The sequence below is a fragment of the Oceanicella actignis genome (assembly GCF_008124525.1).
Classification (GTDB): Bacteria; Pseudomonadota; Alphaproteobacteria; order Rhodobacterales; family Rhodobacteraceae; genus Oceanicella; species Oceanicella actignis.
The window spans coordinates 14966-32790 of record NZ_VNHJ01000001.1; the positions used below are offsets into that span (position 1 = coordinate 14966).

Below are 17825 nucleotides of genomic sequence, written 5' to 3' on the forward strand. Positions count from 1 at the left end.
TACCACGCTGGATTCACGAGATGAATACCTCGCGCGATTTGTGCAGCAGAGCCCCTGCGAGGCCTACATCGCCAGCCAGCGCTCCGAGGGCTGGGTGCGGGTAGCGGACCGCTATTACGACGGCGGCATCTCGGGCGGCACGCTGGAGCGGCCCGGCCTGCAACGGTTGATTGCCGACACCGAGGACGGGCTGGTTGACGTGGTCGTCGTCTACAAGATCGACCGCCTCAGCCGCTCGCTCGCCGACTTCGCCAAGCTGGTCGAGGTGTTCGACCGGATCGACGTGACCTTCGTCTCCGTCACGCAGTCCTTCAACACCACCACCTCTATGGGCCGGCTGGCGCTGAACATCCTGCTCTCCTTCGCCCAGTTCGAGCGCGAGGTGACCGCCGAACGCATCCGCGACAAGGTCGCCGCCTCTCGGCGCAAGGGCATGTGGATGGGCGGGGTGCCGCCCTATGGTTACCGGGTGGAGAACCGCAAACTGGTGATCGACGACGAGCGCGCCGAGCATGTCCGCTGGATCTTCGCCCGCTTCCTCGAGATCGGATCAGGGACAGAGCTTGCGCGCGAGGTGGAAAAGCGCGGTCTGCGCCCCCAAGGGCCACCGGATCGACAAGAAGTTCCTCTACCGGATGCTGAACAACCGCGCATACATCGGCGAGGCGGTCCACAAGGGCGAAAGCTACCCCGGCGAGCACGACGCGATCATAGACCGCGAGACGTGGGAGGGCGTCCACGCCATCCTGCAGGAGAGCCCTCGGAAGCGCGCAGCCCGCACCCGCGCGGAGACGCCGGCGCTCCTGAAGGGGCTTCTGTTCGGGCCAGACGGCGCTGCGTTCTCGCCCAGCCACACGCGCAAGGGCGACCGGCTCTACCGGTATTACGTCAGCCAGGCCGTGCTGAAGCACGGCGCGGGATCGTGCCCGGTTGGCCGCGTGCCCGCGGGCGATATAGAGACCGCCGTCATGGACCAGCTCCGCGCCGTGTTCCGCCAGCCCGAGATCGTGGCGGGGACGTGGAAAGCGCCAAAGGCACAGGACAGTGGCATCACCGAGTCCGACGCCCGCGCGGCCCTGCAGCAACTCGACCCGCTGTGGGACGAACTCTTCCCGGCCGAGCAGGCGCGGATCGTGGCGCTGCTGATTGAGCGGATCGACATTGGCACCGAGGGGCTCGACATCCGGCTGCGGGTGGATGGGTTGCGCGGTCTTGCGCGCAAGATGCTCGCGGGCGGGAGGGAGGAAGCCGCATGAAACCGGCCGCCACGCCCGACACCATCACCCTGCACGTCCCGTTCCGCGTCGTCAAACGCGGCGGGCGGAAGGAAGTGCAACTCCCCGACGGCGCGCCGGTGCAGCGCCGGACCGACAACACCCTGATCAAGGCACTGGCGCGCGCCTTCCGCTGGAAGCGCACGCTGGAATCGGGCGAGTTCAACACCATCAACGAACTCGCCGAGCACGAGGGCATCGCCCCTTCCTACACGACCCGCGTCTTGCGGCTGACGCTGCTCGCGCCTGACATCGTCGCGGCGATCCTGGATGGCCGGCAGGGGCCGGAGGTGACGCTCGGGCGATTGTTGGAGCCGTTTCCGGTAGAGTGGGAGGTACAGCGCTTGCGAGTTCCTCTGTAATTCTTATACAGCACCAATCTTAGTTGACTCGGTCTAGATTTACCTCTATTCCTCTGTAATTTGCCTAACAGAGGATTCCGCATGCGGCTCTCCGAGCTATCTGACATTCACTCCGGATACACCGCGCGCGGCAGACTCGTGCCGCAGGCTGATGGCGGCACTCCCGCACTGCAGCTGCGCGACGTGAGCGCCAATGGCGATATCCCGGCCGCGGACCTGCGGCGGTACGACTTGGGCGAGCTTCCCGACCGATACTTCGTCACCGGGGGAGAGGTGGTATTCCGTTCGCGCGGCGAGCCCAACACCGCCGTCGCCATCCCCGACGACGTGCCCGAACCCATCGCCGTCATCGTGCCGCTGGTCGTCATCCGCCCCGACCGCGCGCGCATCCTGCCAGACTACCTCGCCTGGGCCATCAATCAGCCGGTCGCGCAGCGTGCGCTTGGGGCGGGGGCGCAGGGGACCAGCCTGAGAATGATCCCAATGCGCGCGCTGGAGCGCCTCGACATCCCGGTGCCGGATCTCCACGCGCAACGGCGGATCGTCACGCTCAGCGCACTGGCGGCGCGCGAAACGCAACTCTTGCAGGACCTCGCCGAAAGACGCACCCAATACATGAGCGCCATTCTTCAACAGGCCGCCCGCGCCGCCGAACACAAGGACATTGCCCGATGACCGACCAGATCACCCAGGACCAGGTGAACAACGCCGCATGGGCTGCCTGCGACACCTTCCGCGGCGCCGTCGATCCGGCGCAATACAAGGACTACATCCTGGTGATGTTGTTCCTGAAGTACATCTCGGACCTCTGGAACGACCACGCCGAAGCCTACCGAAAGCAATACGGCGAGGACGAAGTTCGCATCCGCCGCCGCCTTGAACGCGAACGCTTCATCCTGCCCGAGGGCGCCAGCTTCTACGACCTCTACGGGCAGCGGAACGAGCCCAATATCGGCGAGCTCATCAACATCGCGCTGGAGCGGATCGAGGACGCCAACCGCGCCAAGCTCGAAGGGGTCTTCCGCAACATCGACTTCAACTCCGAGGCCAATCTCGGCCGCCCCAAGGACCGCAACCGCCGCCTCAAGAACCTGCTCGAGGATTTCGCCAAGCCCGAGCTCGACCTCCGCCCCAGCCGGGTCAACGAGGACATCATCGGCGAATGCTACATCTACCTGATCTCGAAATTCGCCTCGGACGCCGGCAAGAAGGCGGGCGAATTCTACACCCCCGCGCCGGTCTCGCGCCTTCTGGCGAAACTCGCCGCCGCCAAACCCGGCAACACCATCTGCGATCCGGCCTGCGGCTCGGGCTCGCTCCTGATCTGGGCCAGCCAGGAGGTCGGCTCGGAAAACTACGCCCTTTTCGGGCAGGAGGTGAACGGGGCGACCTGGGCGCTGGCGCGGATGAACATGTTCCTGCATGCCCGCGACGCCGCCCGCATCGAATGGTGCGACACGCTCAACAGCCCCGCGCTGGTCGAGGGCGATCACCTGATGCGCTTCGACGTGGTGCTGGCCAACCCACCCTTCAGCCTCGACAAATGGGGCCACGAGAATGCCGAGGCCGACCCCTGGGGCCGGTTCTGGCGCGGCATCCCGCCCAAATCCAAAGGCGATTATGCCTTCATCACCCACATGATCGAGACCGCCAAGCGCCAGTCCGGCCGGGTGGCGGTGATCGTGCCCCATGGCGTGCTGTTCCGCGGCGGGGCCGAGGGGCGCATCCGCGAGAGGCTCATCGAGGAAAACCTGCTCGATGCCGTGATCGGCCTGCCCGCCAACCTCTTCACCACCACCGGCATTCCCGTCGCGATCCTGGTCTTTGACCGGGCGCGCGAGGAAGGCGGCGCGCGCGAGGATGTGCGCGACGTGCTCTTCATCGACGCCAGCCGCGAGTTCACCCCCGGCAAGAAGCAGAACCTCTTGGAGGACGCGCATATCGAGAAGATCGTGCGGACGTATCGCGAGCGCGCCGAGGTCGAGCGCTATTCGCACCGGGCAAGCCCCGACGAAATCGCCGTCGAGAACGACTATAACCTCAACATCCCCCGCTATGTGGACACCTTCGAGCCGGAAGAGGAAATCGACGTGGCCGCGGTGCAGAAGGAGATCGACCGGATCGAGGCCGAACTGGCCGAGGTGCGGGCAAAGATGGCGGGCTATCTGCGGGAGCTGGGTGTTGATGCGTGAGGGGTGGCGGGAGGTGCAACTCGGGGAGCTGATCGATCCCAATCGTCCCATCACCTATGGCGTCGTTCAGCCCGGCGAGCACGATCCAAACGGCATTCCTTTGGTAAGGGGGGGAGACTTCTCGTTTGGATGGAAGCCGATTGACGATTATCGAAGGGTTTCTCCGGCTATCGAACGGGCATTTTCGCGTGCTCGGCTCAGAGCGGGAGACTTGGTCATAACGATCAAGGGCGATGTCGGGACCGCTGCGATCGTTCCCGATTTTCTCGAAGGCGCGAATATAAGCCAAACAAATGCGCGGATTGCGGTCAATCCATCAAAGGCACTCGCCGAAATCGTGCTTGCATTTCTCCAATCTCGCGAGGGAAGACGACAGATTTCGGCGGTTACGCAAGTCGGCGCACAGCCGGGCCTCATCTTTCGGGACATTCAAGGATTGCGGCTGTGGCTCCCCCCGCTCCCCGAACAGCGCAAGATCGCCGAGATCCTGCGGACCTGGGACGCCGCGCTGGAGGCCCTCACCACGCTGCGCACCGCCAAGGCGCGGCGGTTCGAGGGGCTGCGGGACAAGCTCGTGGCCGCGGCAAGTCGCGTTGGTCGTCCCGCTCTGTTCGGCGACTTCCTGACCGAAAGCCGCGAGCCGGGAACAGACGGCGCGACAGCACGCAAGATTTCCGTTCGACTCTACGGGAAAGGAGCCGTCGAAAAAATCGACACGCGCGGCGGGAGCACCAGCACACGCTACTATCGGCGCAAGGCCGGCCAACTGATCTGGAGCAAGCTGGACTTCCTCAACGGCGCCTTCGCGCTTCTCGGGCCAGAACTTGACGGCTACGAGTCCACCCTCGATCTGCCGGCGTTTGACCTGTCGGATGCGGTCAATCCGATATGGCTGATCGAATACCTGACGCGCCCGACCTACTACACGAGGCAAATCCATCTTGCCCGCGGGCAGCGAAAGGCCCGGCGCGTGTCGCCAGAGGACTGGCTTGCTTCGCCCGTTCGCCTTCCGGAAAGAGAATTGCAGGACCGGATTGCCGAAATCCTCTCCACCGCCCGGCACGAACTCACCCTCCTCGACGCCGAAATCGAAGCCCTCACCCGCCAGAAACGCGGGCTGATGCAGAAGCTCCTGACGGGGGAATGGCGGGTCAGGACGGGTGAGGAAAAGGGGGCGGCGCAATGAAGTTCATCTATATCGATGAAAGTGGCTCTGCCGGTGAAGGCGATGTTTTCGTCATGTGCGGCCTGATGGTGGACGCCTACAAGCTGCGCAAGAAAACCGCGGATTTCGACAGGATGCTGTCCGGGTTTCTGGCCCGGCATCCGGGCTCAAACACGGAACTGAAAACCAGCAAATTCATCAATGGCAAGGGCGGCTGGAACAAGATCGACCCTGCTGAACGGAAGGCGTTTCTCAGCGAGATGTGTCAACTCGCCGTAGCCAATGGGGGAAAGCTTTTTGGCATCGGTTTGTCGTTTGGCGCTCTTGCCAAGGCTCGCGAGGCCGGTCACGGACATCCATTCGGAGAAAGCTACTGGCTCGCCGGCGGCATGTTCACCTGCGCTCTCGTTCAAAAGAAGATGCAGGGTGCCCAGAAAGGCAAGGGCCTGACCGTTGTCATCATCGACGACAACAAAAAAGAGATGCCCGCTATCTCAGACGGTCTATACGATGCGGACCCCTGGTTTGATGGGCTGTATCAGAGGCGAGGCAGCAAACGTGGAAAGAAGCTGTGGTTGCCGCGCACGCCGGGCGATCGATTCGATCAAATCATTAACACGGCCTTCGCGATAAAGTCGCATCATTCCTCGTTAGTGCAGGTCGCCGACGCAATCTGTTACGTCTATCGCCGTCACCTTGAGCTCTTGGATTGCAATGAGGCCTATCCCGGAGAGCGTGAATTCTATCAGAGCCTGGTCGAGATTCTCGAACCCGCGCGCGAAAAACTCGGTCAATGTCCACAAGCCCCATGCGTGGACTTTTACAGGGCGGCAAAGCATCCTGGGTGGACCCTATGACCTTCAACGCCGCCGAGAAATATCAGTCGCAGATCCCCGCAATGCAGATGCTGGTGGGGCTGGGCTTCACACCGCTCAGCCAGGAAGAGGCGCTGCGGCTGCGCAGCGGGCGGCTGCGCAATGTGGTGCTCGACGATGTGCTGGCCGAGCAGCTGATGAAGATCAACCGTTTCACCTATCGCGGCCGGGAATATTCCTTTGACCTCGAGGACGCGCATGAGGCGATGCGGCGGCTCAAGCCCACGCCCGACCGGCTCAAGGGGCTGCGCGGTACCAATCAGGACATCTACGACGCCCTGATCCTCGGCACCACGATCACCAAGACGATCGACGGCGATTCCAAGAGCTATTCCTTCCGCTACATCGATTGGGAAAACCCGGAGAACAATGTTTTCCACGTCACCGCCGAGTTTTCCGTCGAACGTACGGGTTCAAGCAAGACCAAGCGCTGCGACATCGTCGCCTTCGTCAACGGCATCCCCGTCCTGGTGATCGAGAACAAGCGGCCGACGGAAAGCCTGAAAAAGGCCGATAGCCAGCTGATCGGCTATCAGAACGAGGACAACATCCCCCAGCTGTTCCACTTCGCGCAGCTCTTGATGTCCATGAACCGCAACGAGACGCGCTATGCCACGGTGGGGACGCCGCGCAAGTTCTGGAGCGATTGGCGCGACGAGGAAGACCGCGACGAGGATATCGTCCGCATCGCCAACCGCCCCCTGACCGAGGCGGAAAAGGCCGCGATCTTCTCGGGCGATTTCGCCCCGGCGCGGCGCTATTTCGACGAGGTGGCGGCCGAGGGCGCCCGCGCGGTGACGGCTCAGGATCGCACGATCCACGCACTCTGCCGCCCCGAACGGCTGCTGGATCTGATCCGGCGCTTCACGGTCTTCGATGGCGGCGTGCGCAAGGTGGCACGTCACCAGCAGTTCTTCGGCATCCGGCGGGCGATCGAGACCGTCCGGCAGGTGAACCCCGACGGCTCGCGCAAGGGCGGTGTGATCTGGCACACGCAGGGCTCGGGCAAGTCGCTGACCATGGTCATGCTGGGCCGCGCCCTAGCTCTCGAGCCGAATATCGAGAACCCGCGCATCCTGATCGTCACCGACCGCGACGATCTCGACAAGCAGATCAAGGCGACCTTCAAGTCCTGCGACATGGAGCCGGAGCGGGCAACCAGCGGCGCCAACCTGCTGGATCTGATCCGCAACCGGACGCCGCTGGTCACGACAATCATCAACAAGTTCGACACCGCGCTGCGGAACAGCGACTTCGCCGACGATGACCCGAACATCTTTGTCCTGGTTGACGAAAGCCACCGCAGCCAGACCGGGCGCCATGGCGGTCACAGCCAGTTCGCCACAAAGATGCGCCGCCTGCTGCCGAAGGCCTGCTATCTGGGCTTTACCGGCACGCCCCTGTTGAAAAAGGAAAAAAACACGCTGTCGACCTTCGGCCGACTGATTCATCACTACAAGATCGACGAGGCAGTCGCCGATGGCGCGGTCGTCCCGCTGCTTTACGAGGGCCGGCTGGTCGAACAGCAGGTGAGTGGCGGCGTGATCGACAAGTGGTTCGAAAAGATCAGCGAGGGGCTGACCGACAGCCAGAAGGCCGACCTCAAGCGCAAATATTCCCGCATGGACGCGCTGGCCAAAACCGACCAGGCGATCCGCGCCAAGGCCTTCGACATCTCCGAGCATTTCCGCAAGCACTGGCAGGGAACCGGGTTCAAGGCGCAGCTTGTGGCCCCGTCCAAGGCCGCGGCGGTAAAGTTCAAGGAGGTGCTGGACGAGATCGGCCATGTGACGAGCGAGATCATCATTTCGCCGCCCGATGACAACGAGGGCAACGAAGAAGTCGATCAGGAGTCGAAGGACTTGGTTCGCCGCTTCTGGTCGCGGATGATGGACCGTTACAAGTCCGAGGAGGAATACAACCGCCAGATCATCGAAGCCTTCAAGGGCTCGGGCGATCCCGAGATCCTGATCGTCGTCTCGAAGCTTCTGACCGGCTTCGACGCCCCGCGCAACACGGTGCTCTACGTCTGCAAGTCCCTCAAGGAGCACAACCTTCTTCAGGCCATCGCGCGCGTGAACCGGCTCTACGAGGAGGACGGCGTCGAGAAGCAATTCGGCTTCATCATCGACTACGAGGGACTTCTGGGCGAGCTCGACAAGGCGCTGACGACCTACAGCGCCTTCGAGGGCTATGATCCGAACGATCTTGCCGGATCGGTCCACGACATCAAGAAAGAGATCCGCAAGCTGCCGCAGCTTCACGACCAGCTGTGGGATCTGTTCAAGCCCGTGCGCAACAAGAAGGACATGGAGCAGTTCGAGCAGCTGCTGGCCGACGAGGCGCTGCGACAGGACTTCTACGCTCGCCTCAAGGCCTTCAGCCGTTGCCTGCACATCTCGCTTTCGTCCGACAAGCTCTACGACGTGTTCGACGAGGCGAAGATCGATGCGCTGAAGCGGGACTGGAAGCAGTTTTCCGAACTCAAACGCTCGGTTCAACTGCGCTACCAGGAAACCGTCGATGTCCGCGAGTTCGAGCCGAAGATCCAGAAACTGCTCGACGATCACGTCGTGGCGATGCCGGCCGAAACCATCATAGAGGTCGTGAATATCAACGATCCCGACGCCTTGCAGGCGGTCGTCGAGGAAACGGGCGTCTCCGAGGCTTCCAGGGCTGACCGCGTCGCCAGCGCGACCCGGCGGGTGATCAGCGAGCGGATGGATGAGGATCCGACGTTCTACAAACAGTTCTCGGAGTTGCTTGAAGACACGATCCGCGCCTATCGCGAGAAACGCCTGTCCGAGCGCGACTATCTGAACAGCGTCGTCGATCTGGCCAGCAAGGTGGCCCGCAAGGAGCGTGGCAGGGACGTCCCCGAAAGCATTCGCGGCGACGAGGATGCGCAGGCGTTCTTCGGCATTCTCGAGGGGCTGTTGCAGACAAAGGACGGGGAGCAAGTGCCCGAAAGGGAGGTGGCCTCCGTCGCCCTCGCGGTCATAGACATCATCAGGTCGCACCTGATCGTCGGCATCTGGTCCAACGACGTCGCCCAGAACAATCTGCGCAACGCCATCGACGACTATTTCTTCGATGTCCTGCGCGACGAGAAGGGCGTCGAACTCCCGGTCGAGACGCTCGACGAGATCGAGCTGAAAATCATGGACCTGGCCCGGGCCCGGTTTCGCGCATGAGACGCGAACGGCACTGCCTGCGCTATGGCACGCAGGAAATCGCCTATGAAATCGTGCGCCGACCCAGGAAGACGCTGGAGATCGCCGTGGAGCCCGATACCACGGTGGTGATCGCGGCCCCGGAGGACGCTCCGCTGGAAGCGATCGAGGCCAGGCTGCGCAAGCGTGCGGCCTGGGTGACGCGGCAGCAAAAATACTTCGCGCAGTTCCTGCCGCGCACGCCCGAACGCCGGTTTGTCGCCGGCGAGACCCACCTGTATCTCGGGCGCCAGTATCGGCTCAAGGTCGTCCCGCATGTTCAGGAAGGCGTGAAGCTGATCCGGGGGTTCATCGTTGTGCAGACGCACCGGCCGAACAGGCCCGAGGCGACGCAGGCTCTGGTGGAAGCCTGGTATCGCGAACGCGCCCATATCAGGTTTCCGGAACGGATCGAGCATTGTCTGGGGTACTTTCCGGACCCCGAGGCGTTCCGCCCAAGGGGGCTGATCGTTCGGAAAATCCGTCAGAGGTGGGGCTCCATGTCGCCCGCCGGCCGCCTGCTGCTCAACCTGCGCCTCATTCAGGCGCCGGTCGACGCCATCGACTACGTGATTACCCATGAGCTCTGCCACATCGCCGAGCCGCATCACGGCCCCGCGTTCTTCGAACTCCTCACGCGCGTGATGCCGGACTGGGAACACCGAAAGTTGCGCCTGGAACGAGCCTTGGCATGAGAACGTCCGACCCCGGTCGTTTCTCCGGTGGCGCGACCGTCCTCGAAGTGTTCAGGTTGCGTTACAGATTTTTCGCGCTTAATCAGTGGCTTGCGGAAAACTCAGCAAATCCGCGCAGTCAACAGGTTCAGAGAATATCGGCCCGGAGAGACCGATTTTGGCCTTCCCGCGCCGGGCAAGGTGAACAGCCCCAACCGCATAACCCCCGAATACAACGGAAAAATCCGGCCGCAGCCGGATCGGGAGAAACATTCCTCAGTGGCAAGTGGCGGAGACGAAGGGATTCGAACCCTCGAAACGGTTGCCCGTTTACTCCCTTAGCAGGGGAGCGCCTTCGACCACTCGGCCACGTCTCCGAGGCGGGAAATACCAACAAAACCGGGGCCGCCACAACCCCCAATTCGCCGCCATTCTAGACTTCCGCGTTGACTGAACCATCTGGACGGTATATCGCGCCCGCCATGACGATTCCGCATCGCGACAAGCAGGCGGCTCAGGCCGGGGAGACGCGCGCGCGCATTCTGGACGCGGCCGCGCGCATCGCGCGCGAGCGCGGCGCGCGTCACGTCACCATCGACGCAGTCACCGCGGCGAGCGGCCTCAGCAAGGGCGGCGTGCTCTATCACTTCCCCTCGAAGGCCGCGCTGCTTGCGGCCCTGATCGCGCGCGAGGTCGAGGCCTTGCGCGCACGTTGCGACGCCCATCGCGAGGCGGCGCGCGGCGCGCCCAATCCCACCTTGCGCGGGTTCCTCTCGGCGCTCGAGCAGATGATGGATGAGGGCGACCGCCTGCCCATGGCGATTCTCGCCGCAAGCGCCGAGGATCCGGCGCTGCTCGACCCCGTGCGCGCCGAGTTCCGCGCGCGCTGGGCGCGGATCGCGGCGGAAACCGCCGCGCCCGACCGCGCCTTCGCCATCTGGAGCGCGATCGAGGGGCTGCGCCTGTTCGACATGTTCGCCGCCGCGCCCGAGGGCAGGGCGCAGATCCGCGCCGCCTTGCCCGAGCTGCGGCGGATGATCGAGGCCCTTCCGGGCAAGGAGCCGACCGATGACCAGTGATCGCCGCCGGCGCGCCGCGCCGGGGGCCGTTCTGGCCCTGATCGCCGCGTCATGCATTCTGGCCGCGCCGGCGCGCGGCGCCGAAACCGTGTCCGAGCCGGCCGCGGGCCCCGCCGCCGAGGCGCCCATTCGCGTCGAAGTGGTGCGCGCCCAGCCGCGCCCGGTGCGCCGCGTTCTGGCCTTGACCGGCGAGATCGCCCCGCGCGACAGCCTCGACGTCGCCTTTCCCATGGGCGGCCGGGTGCTGTCGGTCAGCCGCGACAAGGGCGAGCGCGTGCGCGCCGGCGAAGAGCTGGCGCGCCTCGACGCCATCCAGCAGGAGCAGGCGCTGCGCGCCGCGCAGGCCGCGCTCGAGGCGGCCGAGGCCGACCATCGCCGCGCCCAGACCGAGTTCCGCCGGCAGGAGGCGCTGCTCGAGCGCGGCGCATCGACGCGCGTGCGCCGCGACGAGGCCAGGCGCGCCTATTTCGTCGCCCGCGCCGGCCTCGAACGCGCCCGGGCCGAGCTCGACCGCGCGCGCAAGGCCCTGTCCGACGCCGTGTTGCGCGCGCCCGCCGACGGGCTGGTGATCGAGCGCCTCATCGAGCCGGGCGAGGTGGTGGGCGCCGCGCGGCCCGTCATGACGCTCGCGCTTGGCGACGCGATCGACGCGGTGTTCCAGGCGCCCGAAACCGCCCCCACCGGCGTGCCCGAGGCGCTGGAGGTGACGCTGCATCCGCTGTCCGATCCCTCGATCCGCCATGCGGGCAAGGTGCGGCGCATCTCGCCGCTGGTCGATCCGCGCACCGGCACGGTCGAGGTGAAGGTGGCGGTCGAGCCGCCGCATCAAGGGCTGGGCTTTGGCGATCCGGTGCGCGCCATCGTCTCGCAGACCCTGCCCGAGCGCATCTCCTTGCCCGCTTCGGCGCTGTCGGCCCTTGGGCGCTCGGCGGCGGTGTGGGTCGCGGATCCGGCAAGCGGCCGCGTCGCGATCCGGCCCGTGGCGCTGTCGGGCTTCGCCGATGGGCGCATCATCCTCGAATCGGGCGTCGAGCCGGGCGAGCTGGTCGTGGTCGCGGGCGCGCAGCTGCTTTATCCGGGCCGCAGGGTCGTGCTCTCGGAGGTGACGGAATGACCCCCCGCAAGGCGAATCCCCCGAAGACGCCCTCCGGCGACTCCCTCTTCGCCACGGCCGGTCCGCGCCTTCGCGGCGCCTGCGCGGCCGCGATGCTGGCGCTGGCGCTGAGCGGCGCCGGGGCGCGCGCCATGTCGCAAGGCCCCGCGCCCGCGCCCGAGCAGGCGCCGCCGCGTCCGGTGCTCAGCGTCATCGTCGGCGCCGAGGCGGCCGGGCGGCGCGACTTCGTCGGCGCGGTGGTCGCGCGCGTCGAGACGGACCTGGCCTTTCCGCTTTCGGGCGTCGTGGCGGCGCGGCCGGCCGATGTGGGCGACGAGGTGCGGGCGGGGCAGGTTCTGGCGCGGCTCGATCCCGAGGCGCTCGAGGCCGACGTCTGGGCGGCCCGCGCCGGCGTGATTGCGGCCGAGCAGGAGCTGCTGTCGGCTCGGGACGCGCGCGATCGCGAGGCCGAGCTGGTCGCGCGCGGGGTCGAAAGCGCGGCGCGGCTCGAGGATGCCGAGCGTCAGCTGGCGGCGGCGCGCGCGCGTCTCGAGCAGGCCCGCGCGGCGCTGGCCCAGGCGCAGGACCGGCTCGACAAGGCGACGCTGCGCGCGCCCCATGACGGGGTGGTCACGCAGGTCTTCGTGGAACCGGGCGCGGCGGTCTCGGCGGGGGCGCCGCTGCTGCGCGTCGCCGCGGTCGAAGAGCGCGAGGTGGTGGCCGATCTGACCGAGGCGGACCTGACCCTGTTCGCCGGCGACGCGCCGGCCCGCGCGCGGCTCGCCGCGCTGCCCGAGGTTCGGACCGATCTGCGCCTGCGCCGGGTCGATCCGGTCGCCGATCCGCGCACCCGCACCCGGCGCGCGCGCTTCGCCATGACCGACGCCCCGCCCGAGTTCCGCATCGGCGCGCTGGCCTTCGTCGCGCCGCCCCCCGTCAAGGCCGGGCCGCCCAGCATTCCCGCCGAGGCGCTCACGCGCGGCCCCGACGGGCCGGCGGTGTGGGTCGTCGCCCCGCCCGAGCGCCGCGCGCAGCTGCGCCCGGTGCGCGTGGGCGCGCGCATCGACGGGCGCGTCGTGATCCTGTCGGGGCTGAGCGCGGGCGAGGAGGTGGTCGTGAAGGGCGTGCGCTCGCTGACCGAAGGACAGAGGCTTGGGCCGAGGATGCCGCGATGAGCGAAGGTTTCAACCTGTCGGACTGGGCGCTGCGCCGCCGTTCCTTCGTCTGGTATCTGATGGCGGTCAGCATGATCGCCGGCGTTATGTCCTATCTGAACATCGGCCGGCAGGAAGACCCGGACTTCACCATCAAGACCATGGTCATCACCGCCGCGCTGCCCGGCGCCACGGTGCAGGAGACGCTGGACCAGGTCACCGACCGCATCGAGAAGAAGCTCGAGGAGCTGGACGAGCTGGACTTCACCCGCTCGGTCACCTGGCCCGGGCGCACCATCGTCTATGTGAACCTCGAGCCGACCATCCGCGGCCCGGCCATTCCGCGCGTCTGGCAGCAGGTGCGCAACATGATGAACGACATCCGCGCCGAGTTCCCGCCCGAATTCGCCGGCTTCGGATTCAACGACCGCTTCGGCGACGTGTTCGGCAACCTCTACGCCTTCATCGCCGACGGCTATTCCCCGCGCGAGCTCAAGGACATGGCCGAGGAGCTGCGCCGCGACATCCAGCGCCTGCCGGATGCGGGCAAGGTCATCATCTTCGGCGACCGCAAGGAGGTGGTGCATCTCGAGTTCGCCCCCGAGAAGATGGCCGCGCTGGGCGTCACGCTCGAGCAGGTGCGCGCCACGCTCGCCGCCCAGAACGCCATCGTGCCCTCGGGCGTGATCGAGGCCGGCGCGCAAAGCGTGCTGGTGCGCGTGGGCGGGCAGTTCCTGGACGCCGACGGCCTGGCCGGGGTGAACCTGCGCGTGGGCGACCGCTTCTTCCGCCTGACCGACGTCGCCACGATCCGCCGCGGCTACGAGGAGCCCCCCTCCGAGCTGTTCCGCTACAACGGCCAAGAGGCGCTGGGCCTGGGCGTGGGCATGCGCAAGGGCGCCGACATCCTCAAGTTCGGCAAGGCGCTGGACCAGGTGGTGGACGCGGCCCGCGCGCGCCTGCCGGTCGGGGTCGAGATCGTCAAGATCGCCGACCAGCCCGCCAGCGTCGAAGAGGCCGTGGGCCATTTCACCCAGGCGCTGTTCGAGGCGGTGGCCATCGTCATGATCGTCAGCTTCATCTCGGTCGGGCTGCGGGCGGGCGTGGTGGTGGCGCTGGCCGTGCCCCTGGTGCTGGCGATCACCTTCGTGTTCATGGAGCATGCCGGCTTCACCCTGCAGCGCATCTCGCTGGGCGCGCTCATCATCGCGCTGGGGCTGCTGGTGGACGACGCCATGATCGCGGTCGAGACCATGATCACCCGCCTCGAGCTGGGCGAAAGCCGCCGGGCGGCCGCCTCCTACGCCTGGCGCACCATCGCCTTTCCCATGCTGACGGGCACGCTCATCACCGCGGCCGGCTTCATTCCCATCGGGCTCAACAGCTCGGCGGCGGGCGAGTTCACCTTCTCGCTCTTCGTCGTGATCGCCGTGTCGCTGCTGGTCTCGTGGGTGGTGGCGGTGCTGTTCACCCCGGTGCTGGGCGTGACGCTGCTGCCCGCGCGCTGGGCGCATGACGCGCACAAGCCCGGCCTGTCGCGGCGCATGTTCCGCGCCGTTCTGACGGGCGCCATGCGCATGCGCTGGCTGACCGTGGCGCTGACGGCGCTGGCCTTCGCGGCCTCGCTGTGGGGCATGCGCTTCGTCGAGCAGCAGTTCTTCCCCGATTCCGACCGGCGCGAGCTTCTGGTCAACGTCACGCTGCCGCAGAACGCCTCGATCGAGGCCACCTCGGCCGCGCTGGCGCGCATCGAGGCGCATCTGAAGGACCGCGACGAGGCGCTGTTCTGGACCGCCTATGCGGGCCGTTCGGCGCCGCGCTTTCTTCTGCCCTCCGAGCCCAAGACCCCGTCGCCCAATTTCGGCCAGATCGTGATCCAGACCCCCGGCATCGAGGCCCGCGACCGACTGCGGACCGAGCTCACGGCCCTTGCCGCGCGCGAGCTGCCAGGGGCCGACGTGCTGGTCAAGCTGCTCGACATCGGCCCTCCAGTGGGGCGTCCGGTGCAGTATCGCCTGTCGGGGCCCGACATCGACAAGGTGCGCGATCTGGGGCGCGAGCTGGCCGCCGTCGTCGCCACCGATCCGCGCCTGACGGCGCTGGCGCTGGACTGGAACGCCCCCGCGCAGGTGGTCCGGCTCGAGCTTCTGCAGGACAAGGCGCGCCAGCTGGGGCTGACGGCGCCGGACGTGGCCTCGGCGCTGGCGACGATCTATGACGGCGCGCGCATGACCAGCCTGCGCGACGGCGAATATCTGATCGACGTCACCGCGCGCGGCCGCCCCGAGGCGAGCAGCTCGGTCGAGGCGCTCTACAACCTTCAGATCAGCCTGCCCGGCGGGGGCGCGGCGCCGCTTTCGGCCATCGCCGCCTTCCGCTTCGAGACCGAGCAGCCCATGGTCGTGCAGCGCAACCGCATGCCCACCGTAACCGTCGAGGCCGCCGTCGCCACCGACGACCAGCCCGCCACCATCGTCAAGGCGCTGGCGCCGAAGATCGCGCGCTTCGCGCAGGACCTGCCGGCGGGGTATGCGGTCGAGCTGGGCGGCTCGGTCGAGAAAAGCGCCGAGTCCCAGGCGCCCATCGCCGCCGTCGCGCCGCTGATGGTGCTGATCATCATCACCCTCGTGATGGTGCAGATGCAAAGCTTCCGCCTTGCGCTGATCGTGCTTTCGGTGGCGCCGCTGGGACTGACCGGCGTCGTCGCGGCGCTGCTTTCGGCCGGGGCGCCCATGGGCTTCGTCGCCATTCTGGGCGTGCTGGCGCTGGGCGGCATCCTGATCCGCAACTCGATCATCCTGGTGGACCGCATCGAGGCCCTGCGCGCCGAGGGGCTGGACCCCTGGTCGGCGGTGCGCGAGGCCACCGAGAGCCGCGCGCGTCCGATCGTGCTGACCGCCTCGGCGGCCAGCCTGGCGCTGATCCCGATCTCGCATCAGGTGTTCTGGGGGCCGATGGCCTATGCGCTGATGGGCGGCATCGTCGCGGGCACGGTGATCACGCTGCTGTTCGCGCCGGCCCTTTACCTGATCGTGTTCCGCGTCAAGGCGCCCGCGCGCGGCGCCTGACGCCCGCCCCGCCCCCGCCCGGTCCTGCGGAATGGTCGGGCGGGGCAGGCGGCGCGCTCTGGCGCCCGCCCGCGCGCGCGTCTAGAAGGGGCGGGCGAAGCGACGCAGGAGGCGGCCATGAAGATCGACGGCGTTCACTATCGTTCCATCTGGCGCGACGCCGGCGGCGAGGTGCGGATCATCGACCAGCGATGGCTGCCGCACGAGCTGCGCATCGTCGCGCTGCGCACGCTTCAGGACTTCGCCCGCGCCATTTCCGAGATGTGGGTGCGCGGCGCGCCGCTGATCGGCGCGACGGCCGCCTGGGGCGTGGCGCTGCGCATGCAGGAGGATCCCTCGGATCAGGCCCTTGCCGACGCGCGCGCCCGGCTGCTGGCGACGCGGCCCACGGCGATCAACCTGCGCTGGGCGCTCGACCGCATGCACGCCGCGCTGGCGCCGCTGCCCGCGGCGCGGCGCGCCGAGGCGGCGGCGGCCGAGGCGGCGGCCATCTGCGACGAGGATGTCGAGATCAACCGCCGCATCGGCGAGCACGGCCTGGCGCTGCTGCGCGAGGCGGCGGCGCGCAAGGGCGGCGGGCGGGTCAACGTGCTGACCCATTGCAACGCGGGCTGGATCGCGACGGTCGACTGGGGCACGGCGACCTCGCCGATCTACCAGGCGGTCGAGGCCGGCATGGACGTGCATGTCTTCGTCGACGAGACGCGCCCGCGCAATCAGGGCGCGCAGCTGACGGCGTGGGAGCTGGCCGGCCATGGCGTCTCGCACGAGCTTGTCGTGGACAACGCCGGCGGCCATCTGATGCAGCGCGGCGAGGTGGATCTGGTCATCGTCGGAACCGACCGCGTGACCGCCCGCGGCGATGTGTGCAACAAGATCGGCACCTATCTCAAGGCGCTGGCGGCCAGGGCCAACGGCGTGCCCTTCCATGTCGCGCTGCCCTCGCCGACCATCGACTGGACGGCGACCGACGGGCTGAGCGAAATCCCGATCGAAGAGCGCGACCCGCGCGAGGTCACCCATGTGCAGGGGCTGGACCCCGAGGGGCGCATCGTTCAGGTGCGCATCTGTCCCGAGGCCACGGGCGCGCGCAACCCCGCCTTCGACGTCACGCCCGCCGAGCTGGTCAGCGGGCTGATCACCGAGCGCGGCCTGTGCGCCGCAACGCCCGAGGCGATGCGCGCCCTGTTCCCCGATCTGGCGGGCGGCTGAGCGGCGCGCGACAGGCCCCCCCCGGTCGGCTTGGCGCCCGAGCCTGGCAAGGCGGCGCCCATGGCCGACGGGCGGGCGCGGCGACGCCCGACCCGCCGCCGCCCGGCCCGCGCCGGACGAGCGCCTCTTGCGCCCGGACCCCTTCCCCCTGGCTGGCGCCGCGCAGGCCCAGCCTTCGCCGCCCCACCAACCCTTGGTCAGACCATGGCCCGAGCGGGCCATGGCGCCCCTCGGCCCGGTCCTGGCAAGGGGGGGCGCGCCAAGGGCCCCAGCGGGTCCGGCCCATGCGCCGCGCAGAGACGGACGCACCCTCGGCGCAGCGTTCATGGCAGCGCCGGCGGCCCCTGCGCGGCGGGCGATCGGGCGGATGGGCGCCGGGGCCCGGAAAACCCGGGCGGGGCGGGTGCGGGCGGGCGCATGCCGGGCGCAGCGTCTGCAGGCGCGTCGTCGGCCCCTGCGCGGCGT

At 67.5% G+C, this 17825-nt stretch carries 12 protein-coding genes, 1 tRNA gene and 1 pseudogene; 13 read left to right on the forward strand and 1 reads right to left on the reverse strand.

The genetic code is table 11. From position 1 onward, the window contains the following. Positions 1-49 precede the first annotated feature (49 nt). The 8 genes and pseudogenes from LY05_RS00070 to LY05_RS00105 form a co-directional block, all read left to right on the forward strand. Positions 50-1256 (forward strand): annotated as a pseudogene (locus LY05_RS00070) (recombinase family protein); the annotation flags it as partial. Next, a complete protein-coding gene (locus LY05_RS00075; RefSeq protein WP_148921656.1) occupies positions 1253-1636 on the forward strand; it encodes a hypothetical protein in 384 nt (127 codons plus the stop codon). The pseudogene LY05_RS00070 and the gene LY05_RS00075, both read left to right, overlap by 4 nt. A gap of 81 nt (positions 1637-1717) precedes the next feature. Beyond that, positions 1718-2311: a restriction endonuclease subunit S domain-containing protein gene (locus LY05_RS00080; RefSeq protein WP_148921657.1), complete on the forward strand. Its 594-nt coding sequence runs from the start codon at positions 1718-1720 to the stop codon at positions 2309-2311. Further along, entirely contained in the window at positions 2308-3828 is a 1521-nt protein-coding gene (locus LY05_RS00085; protein ID WP_148921658.1) for a type I restriction-modification system subunit M, read from the forward strand. The genes LY05_RS00080 and LY05_RS00085 overlap by 4 nt, the downstream gene beginning before the upstream one ends. After that, on the forward strand, positions 3821-5014 hold the full coding sequence (locus tag LY05_RS00090; RefSeq protein WP_148921659.1) for a restriction endonuclease subunit S: 1194 nt from the start codon (positions 3821-3823) through the stop codon (positions 5012-5014). The genes LY05_RS00085 and LY05_RS00090 overlap by 8 nt, the downstream gene beginning before the upstream one ends. After that, a complete protein-coding gene (locus LY05_RS00095) occupies positions 5011-5850 on the forward strand; it encodes a DUF3800 domain-containing protein (protein ID WP_148921660.1) in 840 nt (279 codons plus the stop codon). The genes LY05_RS00090 and LY05_RS00095 overlap by 4 nt, the downstream gene beginning before the upstream one ends. Then, the gene (locus LY05_RS00100) at positions 5847-9062 is read left to right on the forward strand and encodes a type I restriction endonuclease subunit R (RefSeq protein ID WP_148921661.1); all 3216 of its coding nucleotides are present in this window, start codon (positions 5847-5849) and stop codon (positions 9060-9062) included. The genes LY05_RS00095 and LY05_RS00100 overlap by 4 nt, the downstream gene beginning before the upstream one ends. After that, on the forward strand, positions 9059-9775 hold the full coding sequence (locus tag LY05_RS00105; RefSeq protein ID WP_148921662.1) for a M48 family metallopeptidase: 717 nt from the start codon (positions 9059-9061) through the stop codon (positions 9773-9775). Before LY05_RS00100 ends, LY05_RS00105 begins: the two co-directional genes overlap by 4 nt. 266 nt (positions 9776-10041) lie before the next feature. Here the strand turns inward: LY05_RS00105 and LY05_RS00110 are convergent. Beyond that, positions 10042-10131 (reverse strand) — tRNA-Ser (locus LY05_RS00110). A gap of 105 nt (positions 10132-10236) precedes the next feature. On the opposite strand from LY05_RS00110, the gene LY05_RS00115 reads away from it, so the two are divergent. The 5 genes from LY05_RS00115 (at position 10237) to mtnA (ending at position 17360) form a co-directional block, all read left to right on the forward strand. Then, positions 10237-10833 (forward strand): TetR/AcrR family transcriptional regulator, encoded by a 597-nt coding sequence (locus tag LY05_RS00115; RefSeq protein ID WP_148921663.1) that lies wholly within the window; start codon positions 10237-10239, stop codon positions 10831-10833. Further along, positions 10823-11947, forward strand: coding sequence for an efflux RND transporter periplasmic adaptor subunit (locus LY05_RS00120; protein ID WP_148921664.1), 1125 nt, complete (start codon positions 10823-10825; stop codon positions 11945-11947). The genes LY05_RS00115 and LY05_RS00120 overlap by 11 nt, the downstream gene beginning before the upstream one ends. Continuing rightward, positions 11944-13101: an efflux RND transporter periplasmic adaptor subunit gene (locus LY05_RS00125; protein WP_148921665.1), complete on the forward strand. Its 1158-nt coding sequence runs from the start codon at positions 11944-11946 to the stop codon at positions 13099-13101. The genes LY05_RS00120 and LY05_RS00125 overlap by 4 nt, the downstream gene beginning before the upstream one ends. After that, positions 13098-16148, forward strand: a complete 3051-nt coding sequence (locus tag LY05_RS00130) for an efflux RND transporter permease subunit (protein ID WP_148921666.1) — start codon at positions 13098-13100, stop codon at positions 16146-16148. The genes LY05_RS00125 and LY05_RS00130 overlap by 4 nt, the downstream gene beginning before the upstream one ends. A gap of 117 nt (positions 16149-16265) precedes the next feature. Beyond that, the gene (mtnA, locus tag LY05_RS00135) at positions 16266-17360 is read left to right on the forward strand and encodes an S-methyl-5-thioribose-1-phosphate isomerase (RefSeq protein ID WP_148921667.1); all 1095 of its coding nucleotides are present in this window, start codon (positions 16266-16268) and stop codon (positions 17358-17360) included. The last annotated feature ends 465 nt before the right edge of the window (positions 17361-17825 follow it).

Excerpts from the sequence above, each read along its gene's own strand:
- LY05_RS00075 (WP_148921656.1), top strand. The coding sequence starts at position 1,253 with ATGAAACCGGCCGCCACGCCCGACACCATCACCCTGCACGTCCCGTTC.
- LY05_RS00080 (WP_148921657.1), top strand. The coding sequence starts at position 1,718 with ATGCGGCTCTCCGAGCTATCTGACATTCACTCCGGATACACCGCGCGC.
- LY05_RS00085 (WP_148921658.1), top strand. The coding sequence starts at position 2,308 with ATGACCGACCAGATCACCCAGGACCAGGTGAACAACGCCGCATGGGCT.
- LY05_RS00090 (WP_148921659.1), top strand. The coding sequence starts at position 3,821 with ATGCGTGAGGGGTGGCGGGAGGTGCAACTCGGGGAGCTGATCGATCCC.
- LY05_RS00095 (WP_148921660.1), top strand. The coding sequence starts at position 5,011 with ATGAAGTTCATCTATATCGATGAAAGTGGCTCTGCCGGTGAAGGCGAT.
- LY05_RS00100 (WP_148921661.1), top strand. The coding sequence starts at position 5,847 with ATGACCTTCAACGCCGCCGAGAAATATCAGTCGCAGATCCCCGCAATG.
- LY05_RS00105 (WP_148921662.1), top strand. The coding sequence starts at position 9,059 with ATGAGACGCGAACGGCACTGCCTGCGCTATGGCACGCAGGAAATCGCC.
- LY05_RS00115 (WP_148921663.1), top strand. The coding sequence starts at position 10,237 with ATGACGATTCCGCATCGCGACAAGCAGGCGGCTCAGGCCGGGGAGACG.
- LY05_RS00120 (WP_148921664.1), top strand. The coding sequence starts at position 10,823 with ATGACCAGTGATCGCCGCCGGCGCGCCGCGCCGGGGGCCGTTCTGGCC.
- LY05_RS00125 (WP_148921665.1), top strand. The coding sequence starts at position 11,944 with ATGACCCCCCGCAAGGCGAATCCCCCGAAGACGCCCTCCGGCGACTCC.
- LY05_RS00130 (WP_148921666.1), top strand. The coding sequence starts at position 13,098 with ATGAGCGAAGGTTTCAACCTGTCGGACTGGGCGCTGCGCCGCCGTTCC.
- mtnA (WP_148921667.1), top strand. The coding sequence starts at position 16,266 with ATGAAGATCGACGGCGTTCACTATCGTTCCATCTGGCGCGACGCCGGC.